The organism is Actinocrinis sp. (assembly GCF_035650855.1).
In the GTDB taxonomy this organism is placed as follows: domain Bacteria; phylum Actinomycetota; class Actinomycetes; order Streptomycetales; family Catenulisporaceae; genus Actinocrinis.
Genome location: NZ_DASRGV010000342.1, coordinates 1 through 18164, shown reverse-complemented (window position 1 = coordinate 18164; position 18164 = coordinate 1). Strand labels below are relative to the sequence as shown.

16 protein-coding genes are annotated in these 18164 nt (G+C 70.7%); 5 read left to right on the top strand and 11 right to left on the bottom strand.

Annotated features, from left to right (window positions below):
* The 3 genes from VFB40_RS24370 to VFB40_RS24360 all read right to left on the bottom strand — a co-directional run.
* On the bottom strand, nt 1-437 hold a 437-nt coding region (locus VFB40_RS24370), incomplete at its 3' end, for an extracellular solute-binding protein (RefSeq protein WP_324854565.1).
* Nucleotides 438-572: 135 nt separating this feature from the next.
* Complete coding sequence (locus VFB40_RS24365) at nt 573-2372, bottom strand: RICIN domain-containing protein (RefSeq protein ID WP_324854563.1); 1800 nt, start codon at nt 2370-2372, stop codon at nt 573-575.
* Nucleotides 2373-2412: 40 nt separating this feature from the next.
* Nucleotides 2413-4455: a glycoside hydrolase family 127 protein gene (locus VFB40_RS24360; protein ID WP_324854561.1), complete on the bottom strand. Its 2043-nt coding sequence runs from the start codon at nt 4453-4455 to the stop codon at nt 2413-2415.
* A 218-nt stretch (nt 4456-4673) separates the two neighbouring features.
* Between VFB40_RS24360 and VFB40_RS24355 the strand changes: the two genes are divergently transcribed.
* Nucleotides 4674-5705 carry a LacI family DNA-binding transcriptional regulator gene (locus VFB40_RS24355; RefSeq protein WP_349261625.1) on the top strand — a complete coding sequence of 344 codons (1032 nt, stop codon included), beginning with the start codon at nt 4674-4676 and terminating at the stop codon, nt 5703-5705.
* Here VFB40_RS24355 and VFB40_RS24350 read toward each other — a convergent pair.
* Nucleotides 5702-6262, bottom strand: a complete 561-nt coding sequence (locus tag VFB40_RS24350) for a TetR/AcrR family transcriptional regulator (RefSeq protein WP_324854557.1) — start codon at nt 6260-6262, stop codon at nt 5702-5704. The two genes, VFB40_RS24355 and VFB40_RS24350, sit on opposite strands and share 4 nt — an antisense overlap.
* Before the next feature lie 97 nt (nt 6263-6359).
* Here VFB40_RS24350 and VFB40_RS24345 point away from each other — a divergent pair, with 97 nt between their 5' ends.
* Nucleotides 6360-6809: a hypothetical protein gene (locus VFB40_RS24345; protein ID WP_324854555.1), complete on the top strand. Its 450-nt coding sequence runs from the start codon at nt 6360-6362 to the stop codon at nt 6807-6809.
* On the opposite strand, the gene VFB40_RS24340 is transcribed toward VFB40_RS24345, so the two are convergent.
* Together VFB40_RS24340 and VFB40_RS24335 are read right to left on the bottom strand one after the other, a co-directional pair.
* Nucleotides 6764-8437 (bottom strand): glycoside hydrolase family 44 protein, encoded by a 1674-nt coding sequence (locus VFB40_RS24340; RefSeq protein ID WP_324854553.1) that lies wholly within the window; start codon nt 8435-8437, stop codon nt 6764-6766. The genes VFB40_RS24345 and VFB40_RS24340 overlap by 46 nt on opposite strands.
* A 162-nt stretch (nt 8438-8599) precedes the next feature.
* Nucleotides 8600-9307, bottom strand: coding sequence for an HAD family hydrolase (locus tag VFB40_RS24335; protein WP_324854549.1), 708 nt, complete (start codon nt 9305-9307; stop codon nt 8600-8602).
* Nucleotides 9308-9521: 214 nt separating this feature from the next.
* Here VFB40_RS24335 and VFB40_RS24330 point away from each other — a divergent pair, with 214 nt between their 5' ends.
* Nucleotides 9522-10958 carry a condensation domain-containing protein gene (locus tag VFB40_RS24330; RefSeq protein ID WP_324854547.1) on the top strand — a complete coding sequence of 479 codons (1437 nt, stop codon included), beginning with the start codon at nt 9522-9524 and terminating at the stop codon, nt 10956-10958.
* The gene (locus tag VFB40_RS24325; protein ID WP_324854545.1) at nt 10951-12021 is read left to right on the top strand and encodes a glycosyltransferase WbsX family protein; all 1071 of its coding nucleotides are present in this window, start codon (nt 10951-10953) and stop codon (nt 12019-12021) included. The genes VFB40_RS24330 and VFB40_RS24325 overlap by 8 nt, the downstream gene beginning before the upstream one ends.
* Here the strand turns inward: VFB40_RS24325 and VFB40_RS24320 are convergent.
* Entirely contained in the window at nt 12001-12483 is a 483-nt protein-coding gene (locus VFB40_RS24320) for a MarR family winged helix-turn-helix transcriptional regulator (protein WP_324854543.1), read from the bottom strand. The genes VFB40_RS24325 and VFB40_RS24320 overlap by 21 nt on opposite strands.
* 238 nt (nt 12484-12721) lie before the next feature.
* Between VFB40_RS24320 and VFB40_RS24315 the strand changes: the two genes are divergently transcribed.
* Entirely contained in the window at nt 12722-14089 is a 1368-nt protein-coding gene (locus VFB40_RS24315; RefSeq protein WP_324854541.1) for an extracellular catalytic domain type 1 short-chain-length polyhydroxyalkanoate depolymerase, read from the top strand.
* A gap of 82 nt (nt 14090-14171) precedes the next feature.
* On the opposite strand, the gene VFB40_RS24310 is transcribed toward VFB40_RS24315, so the two are convergent.
* The 4 genes from VFB40_RS24310 to VFB40_RS24295 form a co-directional block, all read right to left on the bottom strand.
* Nucleotides 14172-15413 (bottom strand): aldose epimerase family protein, encoded by a 1242-nt coding sequence (locus VFB40_RS24310; RefSeq protein ID WP_324854539.1) that lies wholly within the window; start codon nt 15411-15413, stop codon nt 14172-14174.
* Between the two features lie 24 nt (nt 15414-15437).
* On the bottom strand, nt 15438-16229 hold the full coding sequence (locus VFB40_RS24305) for an ATP-binding cassette domain-containing protein (protein ID WP_324854537.1): 792 nt from the start codon (nt 16227-16229) through the stop codon (nt 15438-15440).
* Nucleotides 16226-17269, bottom strand: coding sequence for an ABC transporter permease (locus tag VFB40_RS24300; protein ID WP_324854535.1), 1044 nt, complete (start codon nt 17267-17269; stop codon nt 16226-16228). Before VFB40_RS24300 ends, VFB40_RS24305 begins: the two co-directional genes overlap by 4 nt.
* Nucleotides 17270-17284: 15 nt before the next feature.
* Nucleotides 17285-18164, bottom strand: an 880-nt coding sequence (locus VFB40_RS24295) for a substrate-binding domain-containing protein (protein ID WP_324854533.1), incomplete at its 5' end; no start/stop codon positions are given.

Below are 18164 nucleotides of genomic sequence, written 5' to 3'. Positions count from 1 at the left end.
TTGCCGTTCAGCTGCCCGGCCGCCAGCAGGTTCGGCTCCACCGCGCTGGTGTCCACCTTCGTGGTCGAGGTGTCGGTCAGCACCCCCGCCTCGGCCAGCGTCGAGACCACCGGATTGTCCACGATCAGCACATCAGGCGCCGTGCCCTGCTGCGCCGCAAGCAGCACCTTGCTGGTCAGATCCGTGGTGTCGAAACCGGTGCGCTTGACCGTGACACCCGCCGACGTACCGCACTTCTGCAACAACTGCACCCATGCCGAGGAGTTGTCGAACTGGGGGTACGGGTCCCAGATCGTGTACGTACCCGAGGCCGCCGACGAGCCGCCGGACGACGAGCCAGAGGACGAACACGCGGTCATGGTGCCGGCGACGGCCAGGACGGCCAGTGCGGCCGCGGCGGCCTTGACGCCGCGGCGTGGCCGAGAGAGGAAGGACATTTCAGCGAGCCTTTCCGGGAAAAGCGTGCGGTGTGGAGTGGTGCGGTGTGTGGAGTGGTGCGAGCGGGGACTGCGTTCGTGCCCTGCGATTCGGGGCCGCCGGGCCGGGGATCTCCCGGCCCGGCCGAGCCGTGATCAGCGTGCGGTCAGGGTCCAGAGGTGGTCGGCGGTGCCGTTGTCGTCCCACTGCAGGACCTGGGCGCCGGAGCTCGTGCTCATGTTGCTGACGCCGAGCATCAGGCCGCTGTTGTCGTTGGCGATCTTGTACTGGCCGTTGCCCGCCGGGATCAGCTGCCAGAGGTGGTCCGGCGTGCCGTTGTCGCCCCAGATCAGGGCGGTGCCGCCGTCCGAGGTGCTCTCGTTGGTGATTCCGAGCAGCAGCCCGCTGGCCACGTTCTTGATCTTGTAGAGCCCTGATCCCGCGGCCACGAGCGTCCAGGACTGGGTGCTGCCGCCGCCCGGCGTGGCCTGGTCCACCAGCGTGCCCTGCGCGGTGCCGGCGTTCTGGGTGTCGAGGGCCAGGCCGCTGTTCACGTTCTTGATCTGGTACGTGCCGGCCAGCGACGTGGTGGTACCGCTCGGGGTGATCACCAGGTGGTAGCCGTAGGCCGCGTTCATCGCGACCGGCACCGTGATGGACCCGTTGGCCACCGTGTACGTGGTCTGCGAGATGGTCAGCGGCCCGGAGACGGCGGTGGTGCGGCCGTTCGACGGCGTGTACTCGAGCTTGACGTTGACCGTGCCGCCGAAGGCCGAGAGCGAGCTCAGGCCGTTGACGGTGACCGCGTTGGCCCCGGTCCCGCCGCCGAAGATGACGCTGACCTGGTTGCCGGCGGAGTTGACCGACGCGGCGCCGTCCAGGCCGTTCTGCGAGGGCGGCACCGTGGTGACCATGTTGCCGGTCATCGCGCCGTACCAGGAGTACAGCCAGTACGCGCCGTTCGGGGAGCCGCCGGTGTCGGTCAGGGTGTCGCCGAGCGTGCCGTAGTGGTTCCAGAAGGCCAGCTCGGCGTCGTGCACCCCGGCGCGCTCGAACTTCGCGATGTACCCGGCCAGCGGGCCCGGGACGCCGACCTCGCTGGTGGTGGCGTACTCCTCGATCGCGATCGGCCGCGGGCTGATGCCGAGGCTGGATTCCAGCGACCGGTAGGCGGCCACGTCGCCCGCGATGCTGGCCGCGCCGCCGAGCTCGTGCCAGGCGATGATGTCGGGGACGGTGCCGCTGTTCTTGGCGTCGGTGAGGAAGGTGGTCATCCAGCTCTGGTCCCAGTGCGAGATGCTCGGCCCCTGAATCGGGCGGCTGGAGTCCTTCGAGCGCACCTCCTGGTAGGTGCGGGCCCATCCGGCGTCGAAGCTGCCCGCGGCGCTGGTGTTCCAGGTCCAGTCCGGCTCGTTCCACAGCTCGTACGCGCTGATGTTCGTCGCACCCGAGGCCTTGACCGAGGCGACCTGCTGGTCGACCGCGGAGAGCCAGTCGCTCCAGCTGACCCACTGGTAGGGGAAGTTCGGATACCAGTCCGGCATCCGCACGACCACCTTCGCGCCCGCCTTGGCCGCCTCGGGCGCGACCACGAGGGCGTCGCCGCCGGGCGCCGGCTCGCCGTTGGGCAGCTGCTTTCCTCCGGGCGCCATCTGCACGAAGGTGTTCGGGTGCAGCGGCTCGACCAGGCTGTCGGCCGGCACGCTCGCGGTGTCCAGGCCGTAGAGGCCGCCGGAGGCGACGTGCGTCACCGAGCGGAACGGCTGGTTGGCGTTGACCACGAGGGTGGTCGAGGCGGTCGCGGCCGCGCTGGCGGGCACCGTGGCGATCGCGGTCGCCGTGGCGGCCAGGGCCAGCGCCGCCGCGGCGGCGACCGCGGCGCGGCCGGGGGTCAGCATCTTCGGTTTCTTACTCGCGCCGCGATGCGGGTCGCGGTTCATCAGGCGGTGCGTCATTGCTTCTCCTGACGGGGATCGGTGTGGGTAGTGCGCTGGGTTATGAGATCGGCAGCCAGACGCGCATGCTGCCGTCCCGCCGATTGGCCCATGCGTAGTACGGGATGGCGGTCAGCTCGATCAGAGCCGTTGCCGTGCCGTCGGCGGAGCTGTCGCCGCCGGGTGCGGTGGCGTTCTGCTGCGCTGCCAGGTCGGCGGGATCGCTGGAGGCGTAGGGCCACCAGCCACGCTCCGGGATCGCCCTGCGGTAGCCGCCCGCCAGCACGGTGGTCACGCCGCCGAGCAGGTCGGGGCGGTGCTTGACGGTCAGCGGCTGTGCGGTGTCGATGACGACGCGGTCAAGGCCCTCGGGGTGGTCGGCCTGCTCGAGGCAGTAGACCAGCGGGCCGCGTTCGATCGCGACGCAGTTGCGCACGGCGTCGACGCGCGGATCGGCCCGCGTGAGCCGCGGCTCCAGGTCGAGTTCGAGCACCGCCCGCTCGCCCGGCTTCCAGGCGCGGGTCAGCCGCAGCCAGCCGTTCTCGACGGGAGCGGTGTTCTCATCGAGCACAGTGCTCGCGTCCGTGCGGCCGGCGGCTTCGAGGTCTGAGTCGGTGCCCGGGTACTGGACCGTGAAGCTGGTGCACCACTGCGGGATGCGCAGCGAGAGCGTCCAGGGCTCGCCGGTCGGCGATTCGTCGACGGTGACGGTGATCCGGCCCTGCCAGGGATAGTCCGTGTTAGCGCTAACAACAAGTGGAGTCCCGGCGACCTCCGCACGGTATGTGCCCTCGGCGTACTGGTGCAGCTGAATGCCGCGCCCGTCCGTCGACGCGATGTAGTGCTCGAGGCTGGCGGCCAGTCGCATCACGTTCGGCGGGCAGCAGGCGCAGCGGAACCAGCGGGTGCGCCGGGCGGACTTGTCGCCGCCCTGGTCGGTGTGGCCGTCGCGCACTTGCAGCGGGTTGACGTACAGCCAGCGCTCGCCGTCCAGGGACATGCCCGAGAGGAACCCGTTGAACAGCGTGCGCTCGACCAGGTCGCTGTAGCACGCGTCGCCGGTCAGCAGCGCCATCCGCCAGCTGAACTGGATCGAGGCGATCGCCGCGCAGGTCTCGCAGTAGGCGCGCTCGGTCGGCAGCTCGAACGGGTCGCCGAACTCCTCCTTGTCGTGGTGCGCGCCTACGCCGCCGGTGAGGAAGGTCTTCGTGGCGGCCATCGCCGACCACAGCCGCTCCCCCGCCGCGCGCAGCTCCTCGTCGCCGGTCTCCGTCGCGAGGTCGGCGACCGCGGCCAGCAGGTAGAGCTGCCGCACGGCGTGCCCCTCGATGTCGCGCGCCGCGCGCACCGGGGTCCGGTCCTGGCAGTACGCTTCGCCGCCGAGCAGGCCGCGACCGTAGCTGTCGACGAAGTAGCCGGCCAGCTCCAGGTAGCGCCGCTCCCCCGTCTCCCGGTACAGCTCGACCAGCGCGGTCTCGACCTCGGGGTGGCCGTCGACGCCGTCGATGGGCTTCCCGCTGCCAGGCGGGCCGAAGGTCGCGTCGATGTGGTCGGCGAAACGGCGGGCCACGGCCAGCAGGTTCTCCCGGCCGGTGGCGCGGTGGTGCGCGACGGCGGCCTGGATCAGGTGCCCGGCGCAGTACAGCTCGTGGCCCCAGCGCAGGTCGGTGAAGGGGCCTTGGCCCTTGCCCGCCTGGAACCAGCTGTTGAGGTAGCCGTCGCTCTGCTGGGCGTCGGCGACCAGGCCGATGATGCGCTCGACGTCGTCGGCGAGCCGCCGGCCCTCGGGGCCGTCCGGGTGCAGCCTGGCCAGCTGCCAGGCGGCCGCCTCGAGCCACTTGTAGACGTCGGAGTCCATGAACGGGTAGTCGCCGCGGAACTCGCCGGCGCTCTTGCCCGCGGCCAGCCGCAGGTCGTGCAGGTTCCCGGCGGACTCGAGCAGCAGCGGGCCCTGGGGGATGCCGGCGTGCGCGACGACCTGCTGCCGCTGCGCCCAGAAACCGTCGGCGACGACCGGGTCCGCGGTCGGGCGCAGGGCGGCGCGAGCGTGCGGGCCGAGCCGGATCGGCCCGGTGCGCGGCGGTGGGTCTTGCGAGGCGGACATGGAACTCCCAGGTACTCAAGCGGGCTGCGCGGCAAGGTTGAGGAAAACCTTTGCTCGCACGGAACCTAGAAGTTACGAGCGGATTCCGTCAAGAGCACTGGGCAACATCCGCGAATTTTCTCAAAGTTGCGCAGTTGCCTTGCGCCTGCCACGATGGCCCTCGGGGCCGTCGCGGATCGGGCCCGCCGAGAGGGAGGGATTCAGCCGTGTCGGACTCCATGCGGACCGCGGCTTCGAGCGTTGACACCGCCCAGCCGAGCCGGGCGAGGCTCACCGACGTCGCCGCCCGCGCCGGGGTCAGCGTCGGCACCGCGTCGAAGGCGCTCAGCGGTACCGGGCGGATGCGGCCGGAGACCCGCACACGCGTGCTGCAAGCCGCGGACGCGCTCGGGTTCAGCCCGAACCGCCACGCGCAGAACCTGCAGGCGGGCCGCAGCTGGACCGTCGGGCTGATGACCACGGACGGGATCGGCAGGTTCAGCACGCCGGTGCTGCTCGGCGCGGAGGACGCGCTGGGCGCCGGGAAGATCAGCGTCCTGCTCTGCGACACCCGCGGCGACGCCATCCGCGAGCAGCACCATCTCAGCACCCTCATCGAGCGCCGGGTGGACGGGATCATCGTGACCGGCCGGCGCACCGATCCGCGCCCGCCGCTCTCCGGCGTGGGCCCGATCCCGATCGTGTACGCGTTCTCCCCCTCCACCGATCCGTCCGACGCCTCCGTGGTCTCGGACGACGCGGGCGGGGCCGGGCTGGCGGTGGAGCACCTGCTCGGGCTCGGCCGAAGCCGGATCGCGCACGTCACCGGCCCCGCGCACCACGCCGCCGCGCAACACCGTGCGCGACGCACGCTCGAGTTGCTCAGCGAGGCCGGCCTGGCACCGGCGGCCGGACGCGCGCACTTCGGCGATTGGAGCGAGGCGTGGGGCCGCCGCGCGACGGACGCGGTGCTGCGCGCGGCCCCGGACACCGACGCGTTCTTCTGCGGTAACGACCAGATCGCCCGAGGCGTCGCGGACGCGCTGCGGGAGCGCGGCATCCGCGTGCCCGAGGATGTGGCGATCGTCGGATACGACAACTGGGACGCGATGGCCCTGGCCGCGCGCCCTCCGCTGACCACGGTCGACATGGACCTCGGCGAGATCGGCCGGATCGCGGCGCTGCGCCTGCTCGCCGCGATAGACGCCGGCGCTCCCCAGCCCGGGGTCGAGACGGTGCCCACGCGCCTGATCGTCCGTGAGTCGGCCTAGCCGGCCAGGCTCGCCGCGGTGCGCGCCGCGCGTTCGAAGGGTTCTACATTCCCCGACGCGCGGCACAGCACGTGCGCGCCCTCAAGCAGGATGATCAGCGTCGTCGCGAGGTCGCGGGCACGATCTGCTTCGAGCCCAGACGCGGACAGGCGCTCAGCCAGCTGCTCCGCCCAGCCGGAGAAGGCCGAGTCCGCGATCTCACGCAGTTCCTGCTCGCCGGATTCGAGGCCGCTGCCGACGGTGACGGCCGCGACCGCGCAGCCGCCGCCAGACGCCGAGGCCTGAACCACCGGCCGTACGAGGTCGAAGAACGCGGAGACGACCGACGCCGGGCTATCGGCCGGCAGATCGGCCAGGGCCTCGCGCACCTGACGGCCGTTCAGCTGCGCCGCCTGCGCGACGAGCTGGAGCTTTCCGCCGGGGAAGTGATGGTAGATGGCGCCCCTGGCCGCGCCGCTGTCCCGCAGCACGTCGGTGAAGGACATGCCGGCGACGCCGTGGTGCTGGAGCGCCGCGACCGTGGCCTCGATCATGCGGTCCCGGGTATCCGCCGCCATGTCCGCTCCTCTCGGCAGGCTTCGCCCTTGACTAGTACGGGCATCCTACTGCAGACTCGTCTCGCTAGTACGTACGTACTACTCAAGGAGAGCCGTCATGCCCATTACCGTCACCGCTCCGCGCGGCGCGCTGACCACCGCCGGAGAGCGTGAGGTCCTGCCCCGCCTGACCGCCGATCTCGCCCGCGTCAGCGGGCTGAGCGACAACCCGCGCTTCGTCGAGATGATCGGCGGGACCGTCCACGTGCTCGACCCCGAGAACGTCTACGCGGGCGGAGCGAACCGGCCCGTCGTCATGGTCGAGCTCAAGCTGCCGAACATCGGCCTCGGCTCGATCGAGGCGCGAGCGGCCTTCATCGCCGCGGCGACCGACACCGTGGCCGCCCTGACCACGGACGGATACCGCCGCGACGACATCTGGGTCAACATCCTCAACGCTCCGGACGGCGCCTGGGGTATCGCAGGACACGCGTACACCGGCGCCGCCCTCGTCGAGAGGATTCAGTTGCAGGAGGAGCGCGGGATGACCAGCTCGGTGATGGAGTAAGCCGGGAAGGTCATCGACGTCTGGCCGCGCGTGATCGCCTGGTCGGGCAGCGTGCTGATCGCGGCGGTGTTCGCCTGGCCGTACTGGTAGACGTGGGCGGTCGCGTTCGGGCGCAGGCCGGCGATGGACAGGGGGCTGGTCAGGTCGCCGGTGGTCTTGTTGACGACCATGACCGTCAGCGAGCCGTCGCCGGTGCGGCGCGCGCCGTAGACGGACAGCTGCCCCTGGTCGGCGCTCGACGCGGTGATGCCGAGGTTGCCGAAGCCGTCGCCCTTGCCGTCGTAGTTGAGGTACATGCGGAAGGCGAAGGCGCCGGGGTCGGTGCTGGCCGGCGGGGACCACAGGGTGGCCAGGTCGAGGCCCTGGCGGCCGAAGATGCCGAGGATGTCGGCCTCGGCGATGCCGCCGTCGATCTTGTCCAGCGCGCCCCAGTTGTACTCGCTGATCGCGGTCTTGGTGCCCGGGTAGTTCTGCGCGACCAGCTGCTGCATCCGCGGGATCGCCTGCACCGGCTGGTTGATCCAGCTCTCGTCGGTGTAGGTCGGGTCCCACAGCGAGCGGGTGGAGCGCAGCCGCAGCGCCTGGGTCGCCGGGTCGTCGGCCTCCGACGAGACGCCGGAGGCCTGCGGGTACCAGTGGTTGTCGAAGTAGTCGAGGATGCGCACCCCGTGCGCCTTCTGGTACGCCGCCATCTGCTGCAGGTACCAGGCGGCGAACTCGACGCCGCCGTGCGCCGCGCGGTCCGGCGGGTTGGACCAGCAGCTGCCGCCCTGGATGCCGCAGGTCTGCTGGTCGAGGCCCGAGTAGATCAGCGAGTTCCAACCCCAGCCGACCGGGCCGAGGGTCTTGGCGCCCGGGTCGGTGGCCTTGATCGCGGAGGCGACCGCGTAGGTGCTCGACTTCATCTCGTCGTAGCCGGCGCCCTGCGGGTGCACGTCGCGGTGGGTCGAGAACCAGATGTCCGGTTCGTTGTCGAGGTCGTAGAAGCGCACGCCGCCGTGGGCCGCGTCGCCGTAGGTGGCGTCGAGGTACTTGACCCAGCCGGCCACGAAGTCCGCGCCCGCGGGCATGCTGGTGTCGGTCGGGTCGTTGCCGGTGATGTCGGTGCCGTCGGGCTTGACGCCGTTGCCGCAGTCCGGGTCCCACGGGTCGGTGGACTGCTGCGGGCCGTACTTCGCGACGCTGAAGCCGCAGGTCTGCTGCCGGGACTTGGGCACCCAGCCGATCAGCGGCACGGTCATGACGGTGGCCGCCCCGGCGGCGCGGTCCTTCTCGACGAACTGGTCGGCGCTCGACCCGGCGGGCAGCTTGCTCGGGTCGGCGACCTGGTTGGGGATGTTCTCGAAGTACCAGTCGCTGGCGTGGTTTCCGGTGTCGAGCAGGTAGTTGTACCGGGTGGTCGCGTTGCCGCCCCAGCGGTCCACCGGCAGCCTGAGTTCTTGTTCCAGGGTCGCGTCCGCGAAGTTCATCCCGTAGATGTCCCGGTTGATCAGATGCCATCCGGCGAACGGGTTCACGGTCAGCGCCGGTCCGGCCGCGGCGTCGGCGGCGGCGGGCAGCGGGGAGAGGCCGGGAGCGGCGGCGGCCAGGGAGGTGAGCAGTACGGCTGCGGCGCGCAGTCGGTGCATCAGGGTTCTCCTTCACTGGTGGGAGCCTGCCGGGAGGATGGGCCGACACCGTTGCGCCGGTCAATCGACCGGTCCGGGGCGGGTGCGTCGGGCGCGCTGTGACCAGCGGGGGCGCGAGCGGGGCGGGTGAAGGTGATCGGTAAGTTTCGGGCGGCGGCCGGGTCAGGCGCCGCGTCGCGCCAGGACCGCTTCGTGCAGCGCCGCGAGGTCGCGCAGATCCGGCAACACCACGTGGGCGCCCGCGGCGGCCAGCGTGGCGACGTCGCTGAAGCCGGTCGCGACGGCCACCGCCAGCGCTCCGTTGTCCAGCGCCCCGCGCACGTCGTGCGGCGTGTCCCCGATCACCACCGCGTGCTCGGCCTTGAATCCGTGCCCGTACTTGGCCTCGGCGCGCTCGACGGCCAGGCGGACCAGGACCGCGCGGTCGCTGTCGTCGTCGCCGTATCCGCCGATCCGAAGGTCGACGAAGCCGTCAAGACCGAAGGCCTCCAGCTTCATCGCGGCCAGCGCGGGGATGTTCCCGGTGACCAGCGACTGCACCGCGCCGTCCGCCTGGAACGCGGCCAGCGCCTCGCGCACGCCGGGCAGCACCCGCCCGCCCTCGCGCATGCGTCCCTCCAGCGAGCGGGCGACTTCCTCGAGGGCGGTGTAGAAGTCGTCGAACGAGGCGTCGTGCTGCACGCCGTTGAGCCGCAGCGTCTCGCGCAGAATGGCCTGCTCGGTGCGGCCGGCCATGTCCGCGAGATGGACCAGCGGACGGCCGGTGATCTGCTCGAAGACCCGCGCGTAGATCTCCCGGCCCACGCCGGCGATGCTCACCAGCGTGTGGTCGATGTCCCACAGGATCAGCAGCGGCGGCGCGGCAGGCATGCACTGATCTTCGCACGGCGCCGAACCGGCGTGCGCGCCCGTGATCGATGTAACTTTCTTCCCTCGCGTCTCATGCGTCGCGCCGGGCCGTGCGGGCTGATCGCGCCAATCGCCGGCGCCGCGGCCGTGCCGCCGCGGTGTGACGCAAGGCCCTGATTAAGGTCCTCGGGGCGGTGTCCTACGCTGCCCGTATTTCCGTGACAGGAGCCTGGGTTTGGCCATCACGTTGAGCGACATCCGGGTGCGGTTCGAGGGGCACGGCGCCGGTGTCGGCGAACTGACGTGGGGGCAGCTGGGAATCCTGCGGACCACGCGGCGCACCGGCCGGACCATGAACGTCGTGGTGACGATGCCGCTGCCCGAAGCGACGCCGCTGACGGAAATGACGGCGGTGCTGCGCTTCCTGGTCAGCCGCCATCCCGCGTTGCGCACCCGGCTGCGCTTCGCGGACGGGCCGTCCGGCGAACGCGGCGTGCAGCAGGTGGTCGCGGACTCCGGAGAAATCCCGCTGTATATCGCAGACCTCGATGACGAGGACGATCCGAGCGCGGCAGCGGAGCAGATGCGCTCGCGATTCGAGCTGGAGTGGTTCGACTATGAGCGCGAATTCCCGGTGCGGATGGGCGTCGTCCGGCAGTCGGGAACACTCGTCCGCCTGGTGTTGGGCTACAGCCACGTGATGGTGGACGGCGCCGGGATCCTCGCGCTGACCCGGGATCTGGCCAACCTGGACCGCGTCACCGGGCAGGCCACCGCCCCGCCCGACGGCGTCAGTCCGCTGGACGTCGCGGCCGCACAGGACAGCGCCTCGGGTAGGCGGCAGAGCGAGCGGTCGATCCGGTACTGGGCGGCTCAGCTTGAGCGGCTGTCCGCCTGGCAGCCCGCCGAACCGGCCAGCCCGCAGCAGCCGCGGTTCTGGGAGCTGGCCGGCTACTCCCCCGCGATGGACCTGGCACTGCGCGAGATCGCGGCACGGACCGGGGCGGCCACGACGTACGTCCTGCTGGCCGCCTACTCGACGGCAGTCGCGCGCGTCTTCGGGCGCAACCCCAGCGTCGCCCAGATCGTCGTCAGCAACCGCTTCCGGCCCGGGTTCGCCGACGTGGCCGCGCAGCTCTCCCAAGAGGGCATCTGCGTCGTGGATACCGCGGCCGCCTCCTTCGACGAGGTCGTGGACCGGGCACAGAGCGCCGCGACGAGCGCGTCGTTCTACGGCTATTACGACCCGGGGCAGTGCGCCAGGCTGCTCGACGAGACCGCGGCCCGCCGCGGCGGACCGCTCGAAATCTCCTGGCATCTCAACGACCGTCGCGCGATCCCGGCGTCTCAGCGTGCTGGCGAAAGCGACGCCGGGGGCGTCAAGCGGGACGATCAGGCCGGAAGCGATGTGCCTGTCGACGAGGCGCTGGCGAAGCTGCTGCCCCGCACCAGACTGTTCTGGGACCGCAGGATGCCCTCGTTCGACGGCACGCTCTTCATCCAGGTCGACTCCGCGCCCGCGCCGCTGGCGAGTCGGCAGGCCCTGCCGGAAGGGCTGCCCGCCGTGTACTTCGAGGTGTGGGCGGACACGCAGGTGTTCACGACGGCCCGGATCGAGGAGTTCGCCCGCGCGATGGAAGCGGTGCTGGTGGAAGCAGCCTGCGATGCTTGACGCGCCGCTGGAGGTAGTCGCGTTCTTTCTGCCGCAGTACCACCCGATCCCGGAGAACGACCGCTGGTGGGGACCGGGCTTCACGGAGTGGACGCACGTCGCCGCGGCGCGGCCGCTCTTCGACGGCCACATTCAGCCGCGGCTGCCGGCCGACTTGGGCTTCTACGACCTGCGCGTCCCGGAAACCCGCCGGGCGCAATGGGAACTGGCGAGCCGGTACGGCGTGACCGCGCTGTGCTACTGGCACTACTGGTTCGGCGGCGGCAGAAAGCTGCTCAACCGGCCGGCCGAGGACCTGTTGAAGCAGCCTGATCTACCGCACCGCTACTGCCTCGGCTGGGCGAATCAGAGCTGGACCGGCGTGTGGCACGGACGCGGCGACGAGGTGCTTCAGCAGCAGCGGTACCTCGGGGAAGCGGACCATATCGACCATTTCAAGCATGTGCTCCCCCACCTCTCCGACGAGCGGTACCTCACCGTGGCGGGCAGACCCCTGATCTATATCTTCCGCCCTGCCGACATCCCGGATCTGGCCGGGTTCGCGGCGCTGTGGCGGCAACTGGCCGCCGACGCGGGTCTGCCCGGGCTCTACCTCGTCGGCGATGCCGACGGCCCTTGGGTGCACGACGTGGACCAGCCGCTCGACGCGGCGGTGTGGAATCCCGCTCCCCCGCCGCGGGGGCACGAACTGGAGGCGAGCTTCCAGAGCGCGCCTCTGCGCGAAGGTCCCAGGGCGTTCCACTACGACAAGACCTACGCCGATTGGCTGCTCTACGGCGGCAAGACTCCGATCCGGCAGCACCCGTGCGTCGTGCCAGGGTTCGACAACACTCCCCGCTCCGGCCGGCGCGGTGTCCTGCTGCACCGCCCCGACCCAGGCGTCTTCGAAACCGCGGTCGAGGAGGCCGTCCGCCTGGAAAGCGCTGTGCCCGGCCCGCGCCTGATGTTCATCAAGTCGTGGAACGAGTGGGCGGAGGGTTCGGTCATGGAACCGGACAAGATCTTCGGCCGCGCGTTCCTGCGCGCCCTCGAACGCGGGCTGTCAGGCGTGCGCGCCTGCTGATCCGTCGGACTGCAGCGCGTGCGCGCACGCGGTCAGCCGGTCGGCCAGGCCTTTGCGATCCTCCTCGTCGAGCGCGGTGAGCATCACCCGCTCGATCTCGTCGAGGGCGCGGTCGCAGCGGCGCAGCACGGTCCTCCCGTCGCGGGAGAGGCCGGCGCGCAGGACCCTGCCGCCGTTCGGGTCCGCCTCGCGGTGGATAAGCCCGCGCTGCTCCAGGTCGCGGATCACCAGGTTCATGGCCTGCGGCGTGACGAAGGCGATGCGGGCCAGCTGCGCCGAGGAGGCACCGTCGCGCAGCCGCAGCTCGCTGAGCGCCATGTACTCCGTCGTGGTCACCCCGTGCTGGGCCAGCGCCTGGTCCAGCCGCGCCCTGATCCGCCGCTCCAGGCGGAAGACGAGGTAGCTCAGCCGCGGCGCGGCCGGAGCGGGGCGGGCGGCGCCCTGGCCGCGAGGGGAGCTCACGAGGGAACGATACCGCCGCGGCCGAATCCGGTGAAAGTTACCGGACGTCATATCAAGTTGCTTGATAGCAAGTAACTTGACAACCTGCGCGAAGGCGCCGCGGCGCGGCAACCGGGCCAGCCGCCTCACCGCAGGGCTTTGACGTCGCAGGCTCCCGGCCGCACCCTTCCTGCCACACGCACCGACGTGTCCGAGCTCTCCGCGCCCGGCACCGATTCGGGCGCAGTCAGGAGGAGTGATGAGACGGATCACCAAGGCGCTCGCGGCAGCGAGCGCGGCCGCCGCGTTCACGGCCATGACCGTCGTCACCGGGCTCACCCCGCCCGCCGCCGCGGCGAGCCTGGTGCAGGTGACCAACTTCGGCAGCAATCCCGGCGGCGCGCAGATGTACGTCTACGTCCCGGCGGGCGCCCCGGCCCATCCCGCGATCGTGCTGGCCCTGCACGGCTGCGGCGGCACCGGGCCCGGCTTCTACGCGGGCTCCGAGTTCGCCTCGCTCGCCGACCGGTACGGATTCATCGCCATCTTCCCCAGCGCCGAGCAGCAGGCCGGGTTCGGCAACTGCTGGGACACCTGGTCGGCCGCGGCCAAGGTGCGCGGCGGCGGCAGCGACCCGGTTTCGCTCGCGTCGATGATCACCTACACCGAGCAGCACTACGGCGGCGATCCGAACCGGGTCTATGTCACCGGTTCCTCGTCCGGCGGCATGATGACCGACGAGATGCTCGCCCTCTACCCGGACGTGTTCAAGGCCGGGGCCGCCTACATGGGCGTGCCGTTCGACTGCTTCGCGAACGCGGCCGACTATCCGCCGGGTAGCAGCAAGTGCACCAGCGGCACCCTGACGCGCACCGCCCAGGAGTGGGGAGACGAGGTGCGCGCGGCCGACCCGGGCTACAGCGGCCCGCGCCCGCCGATCCAGCTGTGGCACGGCACCGCCGACACGCTCGTGCCGTACCAGCTGCTGCAGGAGGACATCAAGCAGTGGACCAACGTGTTCGGATTGAGTCAGACCCCGACGTCGACGGACACGCCGGTCTCGGGCTGGACGAGATGGCGTTATGCGGATTCGTCCGGGAAGGTCGACGTCGAGGCGTACAGCATCCAAGGCGCCGGTCACGTCCTGCCGGAGACCGGCATGGCCGCGTACGCGATCCACTTCTTCGGCCTCGACGGCAGCAGCGGCGGCGGCACACCCTCGGCTTCGCCCACGCCCACGCCGAGCACGTCCCCGTCCACCTCGCCGTCGCCCTCCCCCAGCGCGTCGGCTTCCGGTTCGGGAGGCTCGGGGGCTTGTGCGGTCTCTGACACGGTCAGCGCGTGGAACACCGGCCTGACCGAGAACATCACCGTCACCAACACCGGCAACACCGCCGTCAACGGCTGGTCACTGGCGTTCACACTCGCGCCCGGACAGACCGTCACCGGCGCGTGGAACGCGACGATCAACCCGGCCAGCGGAGCGGTGACGGCGAAGAACCTCAGTTACAACGCCCAGATCGCGCCCGGCGGCTCGACCAGCTTCGGCTTCCAGGCCAACCACACCGGCGACACCGCCGCGCCGAGCGGCTTCACACTGAACGGCTCACCCTGCGCCGTGCGGTGACTTCAGCTCTCCCTACGCGGAGGCGGCCGGGTGCTCGCCATGGCGGGGCGAGCACCCGGCCGCCGAGTGCCGCGCGATGCGCTCAGAAGCCTGAGATCTCGTAAATACTCGTGTGCCGATACGCCTGTCCGGGCCGCAACACCGAGGACGGGAAGTTCGGGTGGTTCGGCGCGTCTGGGAAGTTCTGCGTCTCCAGCGCGAAGCCGTAGCTTTGCCGGTAGACCGTGTTCCCGGTGCCCACCAGCGTGCCGGTCAGGAAGTTGCCGCTGTAGAACTGGATGCCCGGCTGCGTGGTGTATATCGTCAGGGCCCTGCCGCTGCGCGGGTCGACCGCGTGGGCCGCCGGGCGCGGCGCGCCGCCCGCGGGCCCGTTGACCACCCAGTTCAGGTCGTAGCCCTGGCCGATAAGCAGCTGCGGGTTGTTGACGGCGATGCGAGCGCCGACCGGGGTGGGCCGGGTGAAGTCCATCGGCGTGCCGTGCACCGTGGCGATCTGGCCGGTTGGGATCTGGGTGGAGTCCACCGGCGTATACCGGTCGGCGTTCAGGTACAGCAACTGACTGTATACGTTCCCTGAGGACTCGCCGGCCAGGTTCCAGTACGAGTGGTTGGTCAGGTTGACCACGGTGGGCTTGTCGGTGGTCGCGTGGAAGACCAGGGTCAGCCGGCCGCGGTTGTCGAGGGTGTACGTGGCCTGAGTCGTCAGCGTTCCGGGGAAGCCCATCTCCCCGTCCGGGCTGACGTACTCGAGCTTCAGGCTGACCGAGTCGCGCCCGCTGCTGACGCTCGGGGTCCAGACCTTCTGGTCGAACCCGATCGTGCCGCCGTGCAGCGCGTTGCCGTTGTTGTTGATCGGGATGTGGTACGTGACTCCGTCGAGGGTGAAGGTGCCCTTGGCGATCCGGTTGGCGTACCGGCCGATCAGCGCCCCGAAATACACTCCTCCCCCGGCCTGCGGGCTGTTGTGCGCCACGTAGTCGTCGAGGGTGGCGAATCCGAGCGCGAGATCGACCGGGCGGCCGTGCTCGTCCGGGACCTGCACCGCCTGCACGATCCCGCCGTATGTCAGGATCCGCACGGTGAGGCCGTTGGCCGCCGCGAGCGTGTAGCGGTACACGGTGGCGCCGTTGACTTGGCCGAACGCCTCCCGGGTGATGGTCGGCGGGCGGCCGTGCGAGGAGGAGACGGACGAGGAGGACGAGCGCGCGGGCCGGGCGGCGGACGAGGAGGCCGCCGCCTGCGCGGCGCCCGGTGCGGCAAGAGTGCCGGCTCCCGCCGCGGCAGCCGCGGCGGCCAGAGCCTGGCGTCTGGACAGGGAATTCATCGCAAATCCTTAGCGGGTCAATAACTAGGCGTCGATGCGGTACTCGGCGTGCACCAGCTCCAGCAGCTCGGCCACGGAGGTGTCCGCGGAGCGCCGGTCGAAGGTGATCTCACCGTGCTGCAACAGGTTCACCCGGTCGCAGACATCGACGATCTGGCTGTAGTTGTGCGCGATGAGGATGATCGCGAGGTCGCCGCGCTGCTTGAGCCGGCGCAGCAGGCGCAGGATCTGGGTGCCCTCGCGGGCGCCCATCGCCGCCAGCGGCTCGTCGAGCAGCAGCAGCTTCGCCTCGGAGTGCACCGAGCGGGCCACCGCGATCGCCTGGCGCTGGCCGCCGGACAGCTGCCCGACCTCGGCGGTCACCGAGGGGATCTCGATGCCGACCGAGTCCAGCGCCTCGCGGGCGCGCCGGCGCATCTCCCGCCGCCGCAGGAACGGCAGGGGGCGGTGCGTCAGCTCCTTGTTCAGGTGCAGGTTCAGGTAGACCGGAAGCCCGTCGATCAGCGCGAGGTCCTGATATACGGTCTCGATGCCGAGGGAGCGGGCGTGCGCGACCGAGCGCAGCCGCGTCTCCTGCCCCTCGATGATGATGCGCCCGGCGTCCGGGCGGTGGAATCCGGTCAGGATCTTGATCAGGGTGGACTTGCCCGCGCCGTTGTCCCCGATCAGGCCGAGGATCTCGCCGCGGTCGACGTGCAGGTTGATGTCCCGCAGGGCGGTGACCGGACCGAAGCGCTTGGCCACGTGCTCGACCCGGACCACTTCGGTGCCGGCCCCGGTCCCCGCGGTGCTCATGCCATCCCCGTCGGCGGTCATCGCAGCGCCCTCTTTCTCAGCGAGGCGAGATAGACGTTCAGCAGCATCGCGACGACCACCGCGATGCCGATCACGACGTCGAAGGCGTACGCGTTCACGCCGATGAGGTTGAAGCCGTCGTTGATGATGCCCAGCAGCAGCGCGCCGAACATGGCTCCGATCACCGTGCCCGAGCCGCCGAGCAGCGCGGTGCCGCCGATGACCGCGGAGGCCACCGCCATGAACATGGTGGTGTTGCCGCCGCTGGTCGGGTCGAAGGAGCCGACCCGCACCTGGTCGAGGATTCCGGTGAACCCGGCCAGCAGACTGGTCGCCATGAAGGTGGCGACTTTCACCCGGCCGACCTTGATCCCGGATTCCGCGGCGCTGAGCGGGTTGCCGCCGGCGGCCTGGATGTAGACGCCATAGCGGGTCGCCGACAGCGCGATCTGCAGCACCGCGACGATGGCCAGCGCCCATATCAGCTCGGACCAGCGCGAGCCGCCGATGACCTGCTGCAGCCCGCCGCCGATCGGCGGCGGCACCGGCTCGCCGCGCGACTGGATGTACGACATGCCCTCGAGGAAGAAGCCCATGCCGAGCGTGACGATGAAGGAGGAGAGGTTGAACAGGACTCGGATCAGCCCGTTGAGCAGCCCCACTCCGGCCGCCACCGCCAGCGCGCCGATCAGCGCCAGCGGCACGGTCGCCCCGGCGTCGTAGAACGAGGTCAGCGCGAACGGCGTGAAGGTGTAGACGAATCCCGCGGACAGGTCGATCTCGCCGCAGATCAGCAGCAGCGCCTCCGCTCCGCCGATGATCGCCCACGGCGCGAAGTACTGCATGATGATGTGGTAGTTGTTCGTGGTGTTGAAGCCCCGGTGCCCGGCCACCGTGAAGTAGATCACCGCGGCGATCGTGACCAGGACGATGCTCAGCTCCCTGCGACGCACGAGAGCCCGCAGCACCGCGCCGCCGGCCGCGCGGGCCGACCCGCGCGGCGGCGCCGGCGGTCCGGCGGCGGCTGGGGCGGTGTCCGAGTCGATTCCGGCTTCGGCCATCTGCGCTCCGGCCTCCTACAGCTGCACCGTCGACGGCGGCGGCAGCGTGATCGATTTGGGCATGGGGATCAGGGCCTTGTTCGTGCCGCCCTCGAACCGGCTGGCCGCCGTGGCGTACGGACCGACGTTGTCCTTGGTCACGAAGGTCAGGCCGGTGTCCGTCTGCGGCGGGGCCACCAGCGTGCCCGACAGCCGGTACATGTAGAGGTACAGGACGCTGAGGAACCCCTGCAGGTACGCGGACTGGTCGATGGTGAAGTCGAGCGCCCCGGTCTTGACCCCGGTGATGGTGTCGGTCAGCGTGTCGAAGCCCCCGGCGTGCACCTTGCCCGCGATGCCGGCCTTGCCGATCAGCTGCGCGATCGCGGCCGTGCTGCCCGCGTCCACCGCGTACAGGCCCTTCGCGTCCTGCGCGCCCTGATATGCCGCCTCCATCGCGGAAAGTTCGCCGGCCTGCGCCGCGCCGGTGTTGACGCTCTGCACGCTGACGCCGGGCGCCGCCTTGGCGAGCGCGTCCTTGATCCCGTCGAGGCGCGGCTGGACGTTGTTGCCGCCCGGCTGCGAGATGCCGACCAGGATCTTGCCGGAGGTCACGTCCTTGGCAATGCGCTGTCCCATGAGGAACCCGGACTGGTACAGGTCCTGCCCGACGTAGGCGAGCGGGTAGTTGTTCGGCGCGGTGGCGTTGTACGCGATCACCGGGATGCCGGCCGCCATCGCGGCCTTGGTCGGCTCGACGAAGGCGGTGGAGTCGGTCAGCGCCACCGCGATCCCGTCGGCGCCGCCGCTGATGGCCGTCTCGAAGGCGCTGACCATCTCGGAGACCACGCCGTTGTCCGATCCGGTCCACTGCGGCGCGGTGATGCCGAGCAGGGCGGCGGCGTCCTCGAGACCG